Below are 18505 nucleotides of genomic sequence, written 5' to 3' on the forward strand. Positions count from 1 at the left end.
ATGAAAAAATTAGTGGTAGCGATGATGGCAGCGATTTTGTCCATGTCCTTGTTAACGGCATGCGGCAATACAGCAGGAGAAGCAGCTCCCGCGGATACAGCGTCAGAAGTTGAAACGACGACAGAAGATGCGGCAACGGAGGAAGAAGTTCCTGCAGGAGAAGGAGAGGTATCGGAAGATTCCTCCGCATTAGCAGATGGTGTGCTGAATGTAGGAACGAATGCAGAATTCCCTCCTTTTGAATATATGAATGACAACGGAGAGGCAGATGGCTTCGACATCGCTTTAATCCGTGCAATTGGCGAAAAACTGGGTGTTGAGGTGCAGGTAGATAATATGGAATTTGCATCCTTAGTTTCTTCTATCGGAAGTAAAATCGACGTTGCGATTGCAGGTATGACAGTAACTGACGAGAGAAAAGCGGCGGTTGATTTCTCCAATTCCTATTACAATGCTGTTCAGTATGTGATTTTGCCGGAAGGTTCTGACATTGCAACGGCAGATGACCTGAAAGGAAAAGCAATTGGTGTACAGCTTGGCACTACGGGAGATTTTATTGCAGAAGAGATTGAAGATGCGACAACTTCGCAGTATAATAAAGCAGTAGATGCAGTGAACGATTTGGTTAACGGAAGACTTGACTGCGTGATCATTGATAAAAATCCCGCCCTTGTATTCGAATCTAAATTCGAAGGTCAGGTAACAGCAGTAGATGGCGCTCAGTTTGATTTTGAGGCTGAGGAGTATGCAATTGCAATGCCGAAGGGCGATACCGTACTTGCGGATAAAATCAATACCGCGTTACAAGAGCTGATTGATGATGGCACTTTTGATTCTCTGGTGAGTGAGTACATAGAGAATTAGAATGAAATAAATGAATGAAAGTAACGGTTCAGCAGGTCTGGGCATTTACTGCGCTGACCGTAAGAGTGCTGAACAGTTACGAATTGACAGATTAGTAAGAGGATGGCAGGGAACTGCTATCCTCCTTATCCTCGTTATGGAGCAGGAAGAGAAAAGGCACTATTAAGAGATCGGTGCATTTACTACGCGGGCCGTAAGAATACGCAGAACAGCAAATGAAAATTTAGTAAGAGAGGCTGGAAAAAGATATGCAAGTAATGGATAGAGTGGAGAAGATGTTTGAAGCCGCATTTATCTCGGGGGACCGGTGGAAGTTATATTTGAATGGATTGGGAGTTACCCTGCAAGTTGCACTTTTTGCAGCGATAATCGGTATGGTGATAGGTACGCTTCTCGCTTTTATGAAGCTATCTGTAAGGAGAAATGGGAAGAAAACAATATGGGCAATAATTGCTGATATTTATATAGATGTGATTCGTGGAACGCCGGCGGTGCTCCAATTAATGATTATGTGGTTTATTATATTTGCCAATAGTAAAAATGGTATTATGGTGGCTGTTTTATCTTTCGGTATTAACAGTGGTGCCTATGTAGCGGAAATTGTACGTGCAGGTATTTTGGCAGTAGATAAAGGTCAGATGGAGGCAGGACGCTCTCTTGGCCTTTCCAAAACACAGACGATGATAAATATTATTATACCACAGGCGATAAAGAACGTACTGCCTCCTATTGGAAACGAGTTTATCGTATTGTTGAAAGAAACTGCAATTGTAGGTTATGTGAGTCTGACGGACTTGACGCGCGTTGCTAATCAAATCGCTTCCAGAACGTATGAAGCATTTATGCCTTTAATCGGTGCAGCAGTTATTTATTTCACAGTAATTAAACTATTGACCATTCTGCTTGAAAGATTCGAAAGGAGACTGCGTAAGAGTGATAATCGTTAAAGATTTGCATAAAAAATTTGAAAATAATCATGTACTTCGAGGTGTAAATTATCATGTGAAGCAGGGGGAGAAGGTTGTAGTAATCGGGCCCTCCGGTTCAGGAAAGAGTACGTTTTTGCGTTGTATGAATCTGCTTGAGATTCCGACGAGCGGAGAGATATGGTTTGATGGGGTGAATATTACAGACCCGAAGACGAATATCGATAAAGTCAGAGAGCACATGGGAATGGTATTTCAGAATTTCAATTTATTTAACAATCTGACTATTATGGATAACATCACCCTCGCGCCTGTTAAGTTGAAGCTTATGAGTAAAGAAGAGGCTTCTGAGAGTGCGATTAAGCTTTTGGAGAGGGTAGGATTACTGGAAAAAGCGGATTCTTATCCGGCCCAACTATCCGGCGGACAGAAGCAAAGAGTGGCGATTGTGCGTTCTCTGGCGATGAACCCTAAGGTTATGCTGTTCGATGAGCCTACTTCAGCACTCGACCCGGAGATGGTAGGGGAAGTTCTGGACGTTATGAAGGGACTGGCTGAGAGCGGAATGACAATGGTCGTGGTAACCCATGAAATGGGATTTGCCAGGGAAGTGGGAACCAAAGTACTGTTTATGGATGAAGGAGTTATCATGGAAGAAAATTCGCCGAAAGATTTCTTCTCCAATCCTAAAAGTCCAAGGTTGCAAGAATTCTTGTCGAAGGTTTTATAATTAGATTATTGATGGATGATAACTATTCAGCAGATTTGCGCCCGAAAGGTGGAGAAGATTTTTTCTCATCGTTCGGGCGTGAATTTTATGGATATTTATGGAAGTTTATAAAGAAAATAGGCATAAAATGAAAAAGGGGTTCTTGATTTCCGAATGATACTGCGTTAGTATAAAGTGATACTATTTAGCAGGTCTGCGCATTGGGGGTTAAAAGGTATGGGTGGAATATGATAACGATAAGCCTTTGTATGATAGTGAAGAATGAGGAAAAGATTCTGGAACGTTGTTTATCCTGCGTGGCGGACTTGATGGATGAGATTATTATCGTAGATACGGGGTCTTCGGATAGAACGAAGGAAATCGCGCGTAAGTATACGGATAAAATCTATGATTTCGAATGGGTAAATGATTTTGCGGCAGCGAGAAATTATGCGTTTTCCAAAGCGACGAAGGGATACATATATTCTGCGGATGCGGATGAGGTGCTCGATAAAGTGAACAGGGAACGATTTCATTTGTTAAAGCAGAATTTGCTGCCGGAAATCGAAATCGTGCAGATGTATTATAGCAACCAGCTTCAGTTCGGATCTGTCTATAATTATGATAGGGAGTACCGCCCGAAGCTGTTTAAGAGAATAAGAAACTTCACATGGATCGATCCGATTCATGAAACGGTGCGGACGAAAGCCTTAGTTTTTGACAGCGAGATAGAGATTATTCACGAACAAGAGGAAAGCCATGCAGCGAGGGACTTGGAAGCATTTCGCAGGGCTTGCGGAGAAGAAAGATTGTCACAGCGTCTGCATAATCTCTATGCCAGAGAACTTTTTATTGCAGGAGAGAAGGAGGATTTTCTGGAAGCAGAAGAATTCTTTGAAGCCTCTTGCAATGATACGCAGCGGTCGGCGGAGGAAGTAAAGGAGGCGGCTTGCGTGACAGCGAAGGCGGCAAGACTTAGGGGAGATAAGCTAAAGTTTCATAAGTATGCCATGAAGGTAATTGCCAGTGAAGGATGTTCTGAAATCTGTATGGAACTCGGGAATTTCTATAAGAAGGAAAAGGACTATGCAGAGGCAGCGGTATGGTTCTACAATGCGGCCTTTGAAACAGAAAGCTTGTTGGATATCCGAAGCAAAGGAGATAAACCGCTTCTTGGATTAGCGGAATGCTATCGATGTCTTGGGATGGAAGAACAGGCGAAAGAATATCAAAAAATGGCAGGAGAGTGGAGGTAATATTATATGCACAAAGAGTTGGAAAACACTCATAAAGAGTTAGAGAACACTCATAAAGAGTTAGATTCTATTCGTTGGGAAGGGAATGTCAGAAGGGTAGAGCCCTATGTGCCGGGAGAACAGCCGAAGAAACCGGGAATCATTAAGTTAAATACGAATGAGTGCCCTTATCCGCCGGCTCCGGGAGTGCGAGAGAAGTTGTCACAGATGGATGCAGATCAGTTTCGTCTATATCCGGACACTTCGGCGGGAGCATTGGCAGAAGCTCTTTGTGAATATTATCATATAAGTCAGGATCAGCTTTTTATCGGGGTGGGAAGCGATGATGTACTGGCGATGGCATTTTTAACATTTTTTAATTCGGAGAAACCAATTTATTTCCCGGATATTACTTATTCCTTCTATGATGTATGGGCGCAGCTTTATCGGATACCCTATGAGACGAAGACGCTTACGGGAGATTTTAAGATTAGAAAAGAAGATTATTTGGAAGAAAACGGTGGAATTATCATTCCTAATCCGAATGCGCCTACCGGTATCTTGGAGGAGTTAGAGGTACTTGAAGAAATTATCGGGGCTAATCCGGGAAGTGTTGTTATTATCGATGAAGCCTATGTGGACTTCGGCGGCAGAAGCTGCCTGGAGCTTATCGGGAAGTATGACAATCTCCTTGTAGTGCAGACTTTCTCTAAGTCACGTTCCATGGCAGGAATGCGCATTGGATTTGCTATGGGGAACCCTAAGTTGATTTCCTACTTAAATGATGCGAAGTTTTCCTTTAATTCTTATACGATGAATATGCCCTCGATTGTGTTAGGGGCGGAGGCAGTGAAGGATACTGCTTATTTTCAGGAGACAGTGGGGAAAATAATTGCGACGAGAGAACGGGTAAAGATGGAATTAAAGAAACTTGGATTTTCTTTTCCCGATTCCAAAGGTAATTTCATTTTTGCCTCTCATGAGAAGGTGGCTGCAAAAGAGATATTTGCTGCATTGAAGGAAAAAGGGATATTCGTCCGTTTCTGGGACAGGCAAAGAATTGATAATCATTTGCGGATTACGGTAGGTACGGAAGAAGAAATGGATATTATGCTCGCTCATTTGAAAGAAATTGTAGAGGCTTAAAGGGCGGGATGTGAATAGTAAGAGGGTACTGAACTGTTACGAATTAAGAAAGGTATGAAATATGGAAACGTATACGGACTTTGCAAGCGTATATGATACTTTTATGGATGATACGCCCTATGAAGAGTGGGCGGAATATATCGATGCCCTATTGAAAAAATACACAATGGTGCAAAAGGCGGAACATGAGGATGTCTTGGCAGCAGAACAGCGCATTGTAGTGGATCTGGGTTGCGGAACAGGAACGTTGACGGAACTTCTGGCGGATGCTGGATACGATATGATAGGAATTGATAATTCTCAGGAAATGCTGAATATTGCTTTTGCGAAAAGGGAAAAATCGGGTAAGGGAATTCTTTATCTGTTGCAGGATATGCGGGAATTCGAATTATATGGAGCGGTAGGAGCTGTCGTGAGCGTATGCGATTCCTTGAATTATCTGTTAAAAGAGGAAGATGTATATGAGACCTTCCGGTTGGTGAATAACTACCTATATCCGGGCGGGGTATTTATTTTCGATTTTAATACTGTGTATAAATACGAGATGGTAATTGGAGATGCAACGATTGCTGAGAATAGGGAAGATTGCAGTTTTATATGGCAAAACTATTATCATCCTCAGGAAGAGGTCAATGAATATGACCTTACAGTGTTTGTAAAGATGGATAAGCCGGGCGAAGATGGCAGGAGTTTCCGGCGCTTTATAGAGACGCATTATCAGAGAGGTTACCGGCTGAAAACGATGCGTGACCTGGTAGAAAAAGCAGGAATGCATTTTATTACAGCCATCGATGCGGATACTCATGGTGAAGTAAGAGAAGAGAGCGAGCGCATTTATGTGATTGCCCGCGAACATGGAAAGGGAAAATAACGTGATTGATTATATGGTAAGAGCAACGGCAGCCGACGCACAGATTCGTGCATTTGCTGCGACCACAAGAGGAATTGTGGAGGAAATGAGGCAAATACATAATACTAGCCCGGTCGTGTCGGCGGCGTTAGGACGTCTGTTAACGGCTGGTATTATGATGGGAAGTATGTTAAAGGGCGATGATGATATTCTGACGTTACAGGTAAACGGTGATGGCCCTATGAAGGGGATGACTGTGACAGCGGATGCCCAGGGAAGAGTGAAAGGTTACGCTAATGAACCGCAGGTATTTCTTCCTGCCAATGCCCGTGGTAAATTAGATGTGGGCGGAGCAGTAGGAAACGGTTATCTGAGCGTAATTAAGGATATGGGGTTAAAAGAGCCTTATATTGGACAGACAGTGCTTCAGACAGGGGAGATTGCAGAGGATTTGACTTATTATTTCGCGACCTCCGAACAAGTACCTTCTTCCGTAGGGCTTGGTGTCTTAATGGAGAAGGATAATACAGTAAAACAGGCAGGAGGATTTATTATTCAGCTTATGCCTTTTGCCTCTGATGAAACGATTCTCGCTTTGGAGGAGAACCTGTTGCAATTCAGCTCAGTAACTTCCGTTTTGGATGCGGGAAATACTCCGGAACAAATGTTGGAGCTGCTGCTTGGGAATATGGGAGTGCAGATTACGGATACGATGGAGGTTGGCTATGCCTGCAACTGCTCCAAGGAGAGAGTGGAGAAGGCAATTGTGAGTATCGGTAAAAAAGACATTCAGGAAATGATCGATGATGGAAAAGAAATAGAGGTAAATTGCCATTTTTGTAATGAATCCTATACTTTTTCTGTAGACGAGTTAAAGAAGATGGTAAAGGAATAATCTTTGATATCATTAGGTAAGAACGGAGGTGCAGCATGAAGCACGGATTTATAAAGACGGCGGCCATTACGCCAAAAGTCAGGGTGGCAGATCCTGTTTTCAATGCGGAGCAGATTTGCATGGAAGTGGATAATGCGGTGGAAAGCGGAGCAAAAATCATTGTTTTCCCGGAACTTTGCATTACCGGATATACATGCGGAGATTTATTTTTGCAGGAAGTGCTTCTGAAAGAAGCAAAGGAACAGCTTATAAAGATCACAGCTCATACGGCGGATAAGGATGCTCTTATTTTTGTAGGATTGCCGATGATGTGGAAAAATAAGCTGTATAATGTGGCAGCAGCTCTGCACTCGGGAGAAGTTATCGGGATTATTCCCAAGGTCAATATTCCCAATTATGCGGAATTCTACGAGGGACGATATTTTGTGAAAGGAAATGAAGTGCCGGTTTCTTATACGTGGAGAACGGAGGGGGGGGCCAGGAAAATCCCTTTTGGAGCCAATCTTTTGTTCGAAATTGACGCTATTGAAGGACTTGTAGTGGGCTGTGAGATCTGCGAAGATATATGGGTACCGGATACTCCGGCAGTTACACATGCTATGGCAGGAGCAACTATAGTCGTGAACTTGTCTGCTTCTAATGAAACCGCCGGTAAGGAAGATTATCGCAAGATGATTGTGAAGTCTGCCAGCGCACGTATGATTGCAGGGTATATCTATGCCAGTGCGGGCGAAGGAGAATCTACACAAGATGTTGTATTCGGCGGCCATAATATGATTGCAGAGAATGGAAGCATTCTGGCAGAAGCGAAACGATTTGCAAATGGTATTATTTATGGAGATATCGATGTCCATAAGATCATCCATGAAAGACGACGGATGAATACTTATATGGCGGAAGAAAAAGAGGAGTATACTACCGTATCTGTCAATATGACAGAGAAAGAAGTCTCACTTGCGAGAACTTTCCCAAGTACGCCCTTTATACCTGCGGATAAGAGGAAAAGGGAAAAGCGTTGTGATGAAATATTGTCTATTCAGGCGTTGGGGTTAAAGAAGCGTTATGAGCATACCGGATGTAAAAAGGCAGTAATCGGTGTTTCGGGGGGCTTAGATTCCACTCTTGCTCTTCTCGTAACCGTACGGACTTTTGACAGCTTATCTCTTCCCAGAGAAAATATATTGGCGGTGACGATGCCCTGTTTCGGGACGACAGACCGGACGTATGAAAATGCCTGCCAGCTTGCCCGTACTCTCGGCACTTCTTTGGAAGAAATTAATATTAAGGAATCGGTAACCCTTCATTTTAGAGATATCGGTCAGGATATAGGTAACCACGATGTGACTTATGAGAATAGCCAGGCAAGAGAGAGAACACAGGTGCTGATGGACATTGCCAATCGGGAGAATGCTCTTGTAATAGGAACGGGAGATATGTCGGAACTGGCGCTGGGATGGGCCACGTATAACGGCGATCATATGTCTATGTATGGTGTGAATGCGGGGGTGCCGAAGACGTTAGTCAGACATCTGGTACAATACTATGCGGATACATGTAATAGTGAAGTGTTGTATAAAATATTAGCAGATGTATTGGACACTCCGGTAAGCCCGGAACTGCTGCCGCCGGTAGATGGTGTTATCGCCCAGAAGACGGAGGACTTAGTAGGCCCTTACGAGCTTCATGACTTCTTCCTGTATTATATGCTGCGATGCGGCTTCGAGCCGGAGAAGATATACCGTATTGCCAGATGTTCTTTTGCAGGGCAGTATAACGATGAGGTGATTTTGAAGTGGCTGAAAATTTTCTATAGAAGATTTTTCTCACAGCAGTTTAAAAGATCTTGCCTGCCGGACGGACCGAAGGTGGGAAGCGTGGCAGTGTCACCCAGAGGTGATTTGCGCATGCCCTCGGATGCCTGTGCACGAATATGGCTTGAAGAACTGGAGAAAATCTAAAAGATCTAGTTTTACAAAATTAAGAAGAAGGTGTTCGAAAGGACACCTTCTTGTTGTATAATTATTGGTAACTGCGAGGGTATTGAACAGTTATGATCACTGGTAACTGTTCAGCGGGTCTGCGAGTTTGCAGCTCCGGTCGCCTCAGCTTTTTGTAAAGAAGCTTTGATGGCATCCAGTAAAACCATGGAAGTATATTTGTTATCGTCCGAATATGTAATTCCATTCAAAGACTGGTTGTCACATATCTGTGACGCCAGGTCTTCGAAAGCAGGCTCAATAAGAGGATACATAGCGGATACTGCCTCATCCAGGTTAACAATACGAATACTGTTGATGTTCGTTTCATCCACCGTAACCTCAATGTCTACCACATTATCATTCAGCACGAGAGAAGTCGTATAAACGCCGGGCATATAAGAGTTCGCCGGCTGTACGATATTGGAGTCCTTATCTTTGTTCTTGGGGAGAAACATAATGATTAAAAGGACGATAAAGAGAATCCCCAGAACGGCAAAGATGCCGGTGTATATTAGTTCTTTCAAATGGAGCACAACTATTTTTGTTTTGGAACTCATAACAATATCCCCGTTAAAATTCTTTTTACTATCTTATTATTTTTGTGCGTGTTTTATACCACTTGTTCCAATATATATATTAAAATGCGATAGAACTGCATTTTGGCGCTTGCAGCACTCGTAAAATTGTATGAGATACAATCTTGACTTCGCGGAATAGTAGCTGTGAATAGTAATGAAAAGCAGTTTTTGCATAATTTTACGCATTGATTACAATATATATGGCAAAAGATATATGTTATACTAAAAAAAGATTTTGAGCCTGAAAATATGGAAATGGAAAGCGGTGAATCTACCGGCTGGAAGGGAGCAGGAAATGGAATTTACAAAAATGCACGGATGCGGCAACGATTACATTTATGTGAATGGATTTATAGAGGAAATAGCGGCGGCTAAAAAGCCGGAGCTAGTAAGAAGATTAAGCGACAGACATTTTGGGATTGGTGCGGATGGTGTTATCTTTATTAACCGATCATCGGAAGCTGATTTTGAAATGGAGATGTATAATGCGGATGGCTCCAGAGGAGAGATGTGTGGAAACGGTATCCGTTGTGTAGCCAAATTTGTTTATGATAAAAGTATGACGGATAAGAAATCAGTAAGCGTAGTGAGTGCCGGACATATTAAATATCTGGATATGACCGTAAAGAACGGAGATGTGGATACGGTGAAGGTGAACATGGGGACACCGATATTAAAAGCCACGGACATACCTGTCATTTCTGATAATGAAGAAGTAATCGATGAGGAGATAGAAGTAGACGGCACTATTTATAAAATGACATGTGTGTCAATGGGGAATCCTCATGCCATTATTTTCATGGATGATGTTGCCTCCCTGAATATTGAAGAGATAGGTCCTCGTTTCGAGAACCATCTCCGTTTTCCGAACCGGATCAATACAGAATTCGTAAAGGTGATTGACAGGCATACGGTGGAGATGCGTGTATGGGAAAGAGGATCGGGAGAAACGCTCGCTTGCGGAACAGGAGCCTGCGGAGTCGTCGTAGCCTGTGTTCTAAATGGTTTGACGGAAGCGGAAGTTACTGTTAAACTATTAGGTGGCGAACTTCACATTGTATGGGATAGGGCAGAAAATCTCGTCTATATGACAGGACCTGCCGAGACCGTTTTCGAAGGTGAAATCCATATATAGAACATGCACGAGAGGAGAAACAGAATGTTTAAGATCAACGACAATTATTTAAAGCTGCCGGGAAGCTACCTCTTTTCCACAATAGGTAAGAAGGTAACCGCTTACACACAAGCTAATCCGGATAAAAAAATAATACGCCTCGGTATCGGAGATGTGACACAGCCCCTTGCGCCGGCAGTGATTGAGGCGATGCATCATGCGGTAGATGAGATGGGCGATGCTGCTACGTTTAGAGGATATGCTCCTGATTTGGGTTATGAGTTTTTAAGAAATGCCATCGCAGATAACGATTATAAGGCGAGAGGCTGTGAAATAGCGGCGGATGAAATCTTCGTTTCTGATGGTGCTAAATGCGATTCCGGTAATATTCAGGAAATCTTCAGTTTGGATAATAAAATTGCAGTATGCGATCCGGTTTATCCGGTTTATGTTGATACGAATGTTATGGCAGGAAGAACAGGTACTTACGATGCGGCGAAGGAAACATGGAGCGATGTCATTTACATGCCTTGTTTGGCCGAGAATAATTTCGCACCCCAACTTCCGAAAGAAACGCCGGATCTTATCTATCTTTGTTTTCCGAATAACCCTACCGGTTCCACCATTACGAAGGCACAGCTTCAGGAATGGGTAGATTATGCGAATAAAGTGGGTGCCGTTATTATCTATGATGCGGCATATGAAGCTTATATTTCTGAAGAGGATGTAGCTCATAGCATTTACGAATGCGAAGGAGCGAGAACTTGCGCCATCGAGCTTCGTTCTTTTTCCAAGAATGCAGGATTTACAGGAGTGCGCCTTGGCTTTACCGTAATTCCCAAAGACTTAAAGTGCGGCGATGTAACGCTTCATTCCCTTTGGGCAAGACGCCACGGTACGAAGTATAACGGAGCGCCTTATATTATACAACGTGCGGGTGAAGCTGTTTATTCACAGGCAGGCAAAGAGCAACTTAAGAATCAGGTGGCATATTATATGAACAATGCCAAGTACATTTTGAACGGGTTGAAGGATGCAGGCTATACCGTATCGGGCGGTGTCAATGCACCTTATATCTGGTTGAAAGCGCCGAATCAGATGACGAGCTGGGAATTCTTCGATTATCTGCTCGAAAATGCGAATGTAGTGGGAACTCCCGGATCTGGTTTTGGACCGAGCGGAGAGACTTATTTCCGACTGACTGCATTCGGAAGTTATGAGAATACAGTTGCTGCAGTGGATCGAATCAAAGCCTTATAGGCCTTGATTCTTCAAGGAGTGCTTTTATTCTATAGAATTAATACTTTTATACTTTAATGTAACAAGGTCTTTCCTATAGAATAAAAAACAGCGTATCGAGAAATCACCTCGATACGCTGCCTTATTTTATGAATAAAAATAGTTATTTGTAATAATACTTATCAGTTATTTTAAACCGGTCCTATATACTCTGAATCACCGAAACCGAGAATTAACATGAAAATAGGATTAAGGAATATCAAACCAATAGCAAAAGCGCCTCCCTGGCCGAAAGCCTTAGCCAACTTGAAATAAAGCATAAAAAAGATAACGACATTTACACAAGGAACGAAGGATAACAAGAAAAACCATCCGTTGCCAAAGGAAATCTGGAACAGGCAATATGTACTATAGAACGGGACGATTGATGCCCATCCCGGCTTACCTGCCTTAACGAATAATTTCCATGTTGCTACAATGACTAATACTGCAATTGCCATAGCGATAATGAAATAAACGCCGAAGAATGCAAGAGCCATTGCATCGCGCACATCATAAGTGCCGTAGTAAAGATCAGTGTCCATTTTTATAATCCCCTCTCAGAATATTTATACTATAATTATAGTAAGTTAATACATAAGTAAAGTCAATAAAAAGCTGGAAAATATATGAAAAGGGCTTACTGTTCAGATCGGTAAAAAATATTTGATAATTTTCTGCGGAGCGCTATAATAAAAAGGTGAAAAAGAAGAAAAACGATAGGAGCAAAAGATAATGATTCGTGGAATAAAGGAAGAAGATGCAGAGCAGTTGCTTGACATCTATGCGCCTTACGTAGCCGATACGGCAATCACCTTTGAGTACGAGGTGCCGTCTTTGGATGAATTCAAGGATAGAATGACGAAAATAATGGAAAGATATCCTTATCTCGTATTGGAACAAGAGGGAGAGATCCTTGGCTATGCTTATGCCTCGCAGTTCAAAGGGCGCCCGGCATATGACTGGGCGGTCGAAACATCTATTTATGTAAAAAACGGTGCTCACGGAAGAGGTATAGGTAAGAAATTGTATGCCGCTCTGGAGGAAATTTTAAGAAGACAGCATATTATAAATGTGAACGCCTGCATCGCTTATCCGAACCCTGAAAGCATAACCTTTCACGAGAAAAACGGATACCGGACGGTGGCCCACTTTACCAAGTGCGGATATAAACTGGGAAAATGGTATGATATGATTTGGATGGAGAAGATGCTGGGAGATCATCCGAAAGAACCAAGGACGGTTCTTCCGGCGATAGAGGTAATGTGATAAAAGTTAAATACTGAACTGAAATTTTCAAAAAGTATTGCAATTGAAAAAGAGTTGTGCTAGTATGTGGCTATTAAAAATTATAGAAATGCGTTGAAAGAGACTCTTGTTATGAAAAGCGACAGGAATACGGCGTCACCGACTGAGAGCGCTGTTTGTGGGAAGTAACAAAGGGAACACTCCGGAGCAGATTTTCCGAACCGCCCAGGCGGGCGTCAGGGAAATACGTTAACATGCGTTAAATGTAAGAGAGGACAAAGCGGTCAAACATCTTGCTAGAGGTGTCGGTTTGTCAATGCGGGTGGTACCGCGGATCATTATAAAATTAATTATCCGTCCCGGAATGCAGGAAACTGTGTTCCGGGACTTCTTTGCGCGTATAAGCAGAGTAAGGTTGACGGAAAATGGATGTACTGCTTGCAGTAGCAGACATTTTTCCGTCAATCTTACGAGCAACGCGAACTTGGAATTTCCCTGCAAGGGAAATTTCAAGTCTGCTTAGGAATCTATCAAATGCAAGAATTAGATAAAAGAAAAAGCTAAGCAAATGGAATGTTCGCATTCCAAATGCCTTTAATTGATGAGATGAGCAAATAGGAAGTCCCGGAGCCGCAAAATTAAGGAAGAAGGAGAAAGATATGATGACGAAAAACAGTTACAGAAACATCACAGTAAAAGAAATCGACGAATCCTACATCGGAAAAACAGTAAAAGCGGCGGGATGGATAGAAAATATCCGGGATCATGGCGGTGTATCCTTTATAGACCTCAGGGATATGTACGGCGTATTGCAAGTTGTAATACGCACTCCTGAGCTTTTGCAGGAGGTGACAAAGGAGGCTTCCGTATCGGTAGAAGGGATAATCGAGAAGCGTGAAGAAGAGACTTATAATCCGAAGATTCCAACAGGAACGATAGAGCTGGAAGCTCAGACTGTAAGGGTGCTCGGCAAAGTATATAAACAACTTCCCTTTGAAGTAGCTGTTTCAAAAGAAACGAGAGAAGATATCCGCTTAAAATACCGTTATTTAGATCTTAGGAATCCCAAAGTAAAAGACAATATTATTTTCCGATCCAAGGTCATCTCTTATTTGCGAGAGAAGATGACTGAGATGGGATTCTTGGAGATACAGACACCGATTTTAAGTGCTTCTTCTCCGGAAGGGGCAAGGGACTATATCGTTCCTTCCAGAAAATATAAAGGTAAGTTTTATGCGCTTCCGCAGGCGCCCCAACAATATAAACAGCTTCTCATGGTATCAGGATTTGATAAATATTTTCAAATTGCGCCGTGCTTTCGCGATGAAGATGCCAGGTCTGACCGTTCTCCCGGCGAATTTTACCAGCTCGACTTCGAAATGAGCTTTGCAGAGCAGGAAGATGTTTTCCGGGCGGGAGAAGAGATTTTAAGTGCTGTTTTTGAGAAGTTCGCGCCGGAAGGCTTCGCCGTAACGAAGGCACCATATCCGGTTATCAGCTATAAGCAAGCGATGCTCGAATTCGGAACGGATAAACCGGACTTGAGGAATCCATTGCGGATTATGGATGTGACAGAATTTTTCCAAAGATGCACCTTCAAGCCCTTCCTCGGCAAGACCGTGAGAGCCATTAAGGTACATGGAGAGATGTCCAAGGGCTTTCATGAAAAACTGCTCGGTTTCGCAACATCACTGGGCATGGGCGGCCTCGGTTATTTGGAGGTGGAAGAGGATCTGAGTTATAAAGGACCGATCGATAAATTCATTCCGGAAGATATGAAGAAAGAGTTGATGGATAAGGTCGAGTTAAAAGAAAAAGATACGATTTTCTTTATTGCGGATAAGGAAGAACGGGCGAATTATTACGCAGGTAAGCTTCGTATCGAACTTGGCAATAAGTTGGATTTATGTGAAAAAGATGCCTATCGTTTCTGTTATGTCAATGATTTCCCGATGTATGAACGAAATGCGGAGACAAAGAAAATAGAATTTACTCATAACCCATTTTCCATGCCTCAGGGAGGATTGAAGGCTCTTGAAGAGAAGAATCCGCTCGATATATTGGCTTATCAGTATGATATTGTATGTAATGGGGTGGAATTATCCTCAGGGGCAGTCAGAAATCACGACATGCAGATTATGGTGAAGGCTTTCGAAATCGCAGGCTATGAGGAAGAGACTTTGAAAAAGAAATTCGGGGCACTCTATCAGGCATTTCAATTCGGAGCACCTCCCCATGCGGGAATGGCACCCGGCATAGACCGCATGATTATGCTTCTGTGCGGTGAAGAAAATATCAGAGAGGTAATCGCCTTTCCCATGAGCGGATCGGCCCAGGATCTTATGTGCGCAGCGCCGGGAGAAGTGACAGAGCAGCAGCTTAGAGAAGTTCACATAAAAATCAGAGAGTAAGAAACAGGAGGGAGTGGTCGAAATGGCAAATAAAATCAGCGATGAGACGATGGAATATGTGGGGATTCTCGCGAAACTCGAACTTTCCGGTGAAGAGAGGGAGCAGGCGAAGAAGGATATGGAGAAGATGCTCGATTATATCGATAAGTTGCAAGAGTTGGATACAGCGGATGTAGAGCCCCTATCACATGTTTTCGCCGTACAAAATGTATTTCGTGAGGATGTGGTGACAAATGGTGATATGAGGGAAGCGATTCTGCAAAATGCACCGGGGGAAAAGGACGGTATGTTTATGGCACCCCGTACCTTCGAATAGGAGGCGTATAGATGGATATTTTAAAATGGACGGCAGTGGAACTGGCGGAGAAGATAAGAACCGGAGAGGTTACTGTGCAGGAAGCTGCACAAGCGGTACTGAAGAACATTGAAGAAAGAGACGAAGGATATAACTGCTATATTACAGTGGATAAAGAAGGTTTGCTCGAAAAGGCGGTGGATATCCAAAGAAAAATAGATGGCGGAGAACTTACCGGAAAACTGGCGGGTGTACCGATGGCGATAAAGGATAACTTATGCACGAAGGATATGCTGACAACCTGTGCTTCCCGAATGCTCGGTAATTTCATTCCGTTTTATTCGGCAGAGGCCGTTTTAAATCTGGAACGAGAGGGAGCTCTTATTATTGGCAAGACGAATATGGATGAATTTGCCATGGGTTCGACTACGGAAACTTCTGCTTATGGGATTACAAGAAATCCTTGCGATGATACGAGAGTACCCGGTGGGTCCTCCGGCGGTTCTGCGGCGGCAGTGGCAGCAGAGGAATGTTTCTTCGCCTTAGGATCGGATACCGGGGGATCTATTCGCCAGCCGGCAGCCTATTGCGGAGTAGTAGGTATGAAGCCTACCTATGGGACGGTGTCACGTTATGGGTTGATTGCCTATGGTTCTTCCCTCGATCAGATCGGGCCGATCAGCAAAGATGTAAGAGATTGTGCCACTGTTTTAGAGGTGATAGCCTCTCACGATGCTAAGGACTCCACCTCGATAGCCAGAAGCGACACGGATTTTACAACGGCACTTGTGGAAGATGTGGCAGGGATGCGAATCGGACTTCCGAGGGGTTACTTCGGGAAAGGATTGGATGCGGAGGTGAAGAAAGCAGTGTTAGCGGCAGCCAAAGTTTTGGAAGAAAAAGGGGCGGTCGTGGAGGAGTTCGATTTAAACCTTGTGGAATATGCCATTCCTGCTTATTATACGATTGCTTCCGCAGAGGCCAGTTCCAACCTGGAACGCTTCGACGGTATCAAGTATGGTTATCGCACACCGGAGTATGAAGGGCTGCACAGCATGTATAAGAAATCCCGTTCCGAAGGTTTTGGCGCCGAGGTGAAAAGACGGATTATGCTTGGATCCTTCATCTTGAGTTCCGGATATTACGATGCCTATTATCTGAAGGCACTGAAGGCGAAGGCTCTGATTAAGAAATCCTTTGATGAGGCATTCTCACGCTACGATTTGCTATTAGGGCCTGTAGCACCCACAACGGCTCCGAAGCTGGGTGAATGCCTGAAAGACCCGCTGCAAATGTATCTCGGAGATATTTATACGATAGCAGTGAACCTTGCAGGGCTTCCGGCTATGAGCCTTCCTTGCGGAAAGGATTCGAATGGGCTTCCCATAGGGCTTCAGTTGATCGGGGATTGTTTCCAGGAGAAAAAAGTTATTCGGGCGGCTTATACTTACGAAAGAACGGTCAAGTGTAGCAAAGAGGAAAGGGAAGGGTTATAAATATGGTAAAACAATATGAAACAATTATTGGGCTGGAGGTACATGTAGAGCTTGCCACTAAGACCAAGATCTTCTGCGGCTGTTCTACTGCCTTCGGTGGTGCTGCAAACACTCATACCTGTCCGGTCTGTGCAGGAATGCCCGGTTCTTTACCTGTTTTAAATAAGAAGGTATTAGAATATGCGATTGCAGTAGGGCTTGCAGCTAATTGCACCATTACCCAGCACTGCAAATTTGACAGGAAGAATTATTTCTATCCGGATAATCCGCAGAACTATCAGATTTCTCAGCTTTATCTTCCCATTTGCCGAGATGGAAGAATAGAAATTGAGGTGGAAGGGCAGAAGAAGGCAATCGGTATTCATGAAATTCATATGGAAGAGGATGCGGGCAAATTAATTCACGATGAATGGGAGGACTGTTCGCTGGTAGATTATAACCGTTCCGGCGTACCTTTGATAGAGATTGTATCGAAGCCGGATATGCGCAGTGCTGATGAGGTAATCGCTTACCTGGAAAATCTCCGCCAAATACTGCAATATCTGGGAACTTCGGATTGTAAGTTGCAGGAAGGCTCCATGCGGGCAGATGTCAACCTATCGGTTAGAGAAGCAGGGGAAGAAAGGTTCGGAACGAGAACGGAGATGAAGAACCTGAATTCATTTCGTTCGATAAGAAGAGCTATTGAGGGAGAGCGGGAAAGGCAGATAGATCTTCTGGAGTCAGGGGAAGAAGTGATCCAGGAAACGAGACGATGGGATGATAATAAAGGGGAATCTTATGCCATGAGAAGTAAAGAGGACGCCCAGGATTATCGTTACTTCCCGGACCCTGATCTGACACCAGTAATGGTGAGCGATGAATGGATTGCCCAAATAAAGGAGAGGCAGCCGGAGATGCGCGCGGATAAGATTGCCCGTTATAAAAGAGACTATGATATTCCCGACTATGACATTGAAATAATTACCGGCTCCAAACGCATGGCGGATATTTTCGAACAGACGGCATTTCTTAGCGGACAACCGAAAAAGTCGGCAAACTGGCTTATGGTAGAAACACTCCGGCTTTTAAAGGAGAAGAATAAAGAACCGGAAGATATTCTTTTCTCACCGGAGAATCTTGCAAAGCTAATTGCACTCGTGGAAGAGAAGGTAATCAACGGTTCTGTGGCAAAAGAAGTTTTTGAAGTCTTATTCGAAGAAGATATAGATCCTTGCACTTATATAGAAGAAAAGGGATTGAAAACAGTGAATGATGAAGATACTCTCAGAAAAATCGCAGAGGAAATCATCGCCGGTAATCCAAAATCTGTAGAGGATTACCGTGGGGGAAAAGAAAAAGCAATTGGGTTCTTGGTCGGTCAGACGATGAAGGCTATGAAAGGTAAAGCTGACCCGGGAAAGGTGAATGAAATACTAAAAGAGCTGTTATTTATTGTTTCTTGAATGGGAATCTAAGTTATGATAAAATTACATGTGACT

18 protein-coding genes are annotated in these 18505 nt (G+C 43.4%); 16 read left to right on the top strand and 2 right to left on the bottom strand.

Features of this window, described 5'->3' with window-relative positions:
- The 9 genes from RBB56_RS13145 to RBB56_RS13185 all read left to right on the top strand — a co-directional run bounded on the left by RBB56_RS13145 (nt 1) and on the right by RBB56_RS13185 (nt 8583).
- On the top strand, nt 1–864 hold the full coding sequence (locus RBB56_RS13145; protein ID WP_306719425.1) for a basic amino acid ABC transporter substrate-binding protein: 864 nt from the start codon (nt 1–3) through the stop codon (nt 862–864).
- Nucleotides 865–874: 10 nt separating this feature from the next.
- Entirely contained in the window at nt 875–1030 is a 156-nt protein-coding gene (locus tag RBB56_RS13150) for a hypothetical protein (protein ID WP_306719426.1), read from the top strand.
- Between the two features lie 82 nt (nt 1031–1112).
- Entirely contained in the window at nt 1113–1811 is a 699-nt protein-coding gene (locus tag RBB56_RS13155) for an amino acid ABC transporter permease (protein ID WP_306719427.1), read from the top strand.
- On the top strand, nt 1798–2520 hold the full coding sequence (locus RBB56_RS13160) for an amino acid ABC transporter ATP-binding protein (RefSeq protein WP_306719428.1): 723 nt from the start codon (nt 1798–1800) through the stop codon (nt 2518–2520). The genes RBB56_RS13155 and RBB56_RS13160 overlap by 14 nt, the downstream gene beginning before the upstream one ends.
- Nucleotides 2521–2747: 227 nt before the next feature.
- Nucleotides 2748–3755: a glycosyltransferase family 2 protein gene (locus RBB56_RS13165; protein ID WP_306719429.1), complete on the top strand. Its 1008-nt coding sequence runs from the start codon at nt 2748–2750 to the stop codon at nt 3753–3755.
- Nucleotides 3756–3761: 6 nt separating this feature from the next.
- Nucleotides 3762–4880, top strand: a complete 1119-nt coding sequence (locus RBB56_RS13170) for a pyridoxal phosphate-dependent aminotransferase (protein WP_306719430.1) — start codon at nt 3762–3764, stop codon at nt 4878–4880.
- Nucleotides 4881–4941: 61 nt separating this feature from the next.
- On the top strand, nt 4942–5751 hold the full coding sequence (locus RBB56_RS13175; protein ID WP_306719431.1) for a class I SAM-dependent DNA methyltransferase: 810 nt from the start codon (nt 4942–4944) through the stop codon (nt 5749–5751).
- Nucleotide 5752: 1 nt separating this feature from the next.
- The gene (gene hslO / locus RBB56_RS13180; protein WP_306722155.1) at nt 5753–6625 is read left to right on the top strand and encodes an Hsp33 family molecular chaperone HslO; all 873 of its coding nucleotides are present in this window, start codon (nt 5753–5755) and stop codon (nt 6623–6625) included.
- 35 nt (nt 6626–6660) lie between these two features.
- On the top strand, nt 6661–8583 hold the full coding sequence (locus RBB56_RS13185; RefSeq protein ID WP_306719432.1) for an NAD(+) synthase: 1923 nt from the start codon (nt 6661–6663) through the stop codon (nt 8581–8583).
- Between the two features lie 110 nt (nt 8584–8693).
- Here the strand turns inward: RBB56_RS13185 and RBB56_RS13190 are convergent, their stop codons facing one another.
- A complete protein-coding gene (locus RBB56_RS13190; protein ID WP_306719433.1) occupies nt 8694–9161 on the bottom strand; it encodes a hypothetical protein in 468 nt (155 codons plus the stop codon).
- Nucleotides 9162–9477: 316 nt separating this feature from the next.
- On the opposite strand from RBB56_RS13190, the gene dapF reads away from it, so the two are divergent.
- Both dapF and RBB56_RS13200 read left to right on the top strand, forming a co-directional pair.
- Nucleotides 9478–10317 carry a diaminopimelate epimerase gene (dapF, locus tag RBB56_RS13195; RefSeq protein WP_306719434.1) on the top strand — a complete coding sequence of 280 codons (840 nt, stop codon included), beginning with the start codon at nt 9478–9480 and terminating at the stop codon, nt 10315–10317.
- Between the two features lie 24 nt (nt 10318–10341).
- Nucleotides 10342–11556, top strand: a complete 1215-nt coding sequence (locus RBB56_RS13200) for an LL-diaminopimelate aminotransferase (protein ID WP_306719435.1) — start codon at nt 10342–10344, stop codon at nt 11554–11556.
- A 170-nt stretch (nt 11557–11726) separates the two neighbouring features.
- On the opposite strand, the gene RBB56_RS13205 is transcribed toward RBB56_RS13200, so the two are convergent.
- On the bottom strand, nt 11727–12119 hold the full coding sequence (locus tag RBB56_RS13205) for a DUF5684 domain-containing protein (RefSeq protein WP_306719436.1): 393 nt from the start codon (nt 12117–12119) through the stop codon (nt 11727–11729).
- 190 nt (nt 12120–12309) lie between these two features.
- Here RBB56_RS13205 and RBB56_RS13210 point away from each other — a divergent pair, with 190 nt between their 5' ends.
- The 5 genes from RBB56_RS13210 (at nt 12310) to gatB (ending at nt 18469) form a co-directional block, all read left to right on the top strand.
- The gene (locus RBB56_RS13210) at nt 12310–12843 is read left to right on the top strand and encodes a GNAT family N-acetyltransferase (RefSeq protein ID WP_306719437.1); all 534 of its coding nucleotides are present in this window, start codon (nt 12310–12312) and stop codon (nt 12841–12843) included.
- Nucleotides 12844–13481: 638 nt separating this feature from the next.
- Nucleotides 13482–15233 (top strand): aspartate--tRNA ligase, encoded by a 1752-nt coding sequence (gene aspS, locus RBB56_RS13215; RefSeq protein ID WP_306719438.1) that lies wholly within the window; start codon nt 13482–13484, stop codon nt 15231–15233.
- Between the two features lie 22 nt (nt 15234–15255).
- Nucleotides 15256–15549 carry an Asp-tRNA(Asn)/Glu-tRNA(Gln) amidotransferase subunit GatC gene (gatC, locus tag RBB56_RS13220; protein ID WP_306719439.1) on the top strand — a complete coding sequence of 98 codons (294 nt, stop codon included), beginning with the start codon at nt 15256–15258 and terminating at the stop codon, nt 15547–15549.
- Between the two features lie 11 nt (nt 15550–15560).
- The gene (gatA, locus tag RBB56_RS13225) at nt 15561–17024 is read left to right on the top strand and encodes an Asp-tRNA(Asn)/Glu-tRNA(Gln) amidotransferase subunit GatA (protein ID WP_306719440.1); all 1464 of its coding nucleotides are present in this window, start codon (nt 15561–15563) and stop codon (nt 17022–17024) included.
- A 2-nt stretch (nt 17025–17026) separates the two neighbouring features.
- Nucleotides 17027–18469: an Asp-tRNA(Asn)/Glu-tRNA(Gln) amidotransferase subunit GatB gene (gatB, locus tag RBB56_RS13230; RefSeq protein WP_306719441.1), complete on the top strand. Its 1443-nt coding sequence runs from the start codon at nt 17027–17029 to the stop codon at nt 18467–18469.
- Nucleotides 18470–18505: the final 36 nt, after the last annotated feature.

This window comes from Kineothrix sp. MB12-C1, from assembly GCF_030863805.1.
Taxonomy (GTDB): Bacteria; Bacillota; Clostridia; order Lachnospirales; family Lachnospiraceae; genus Kineothrix.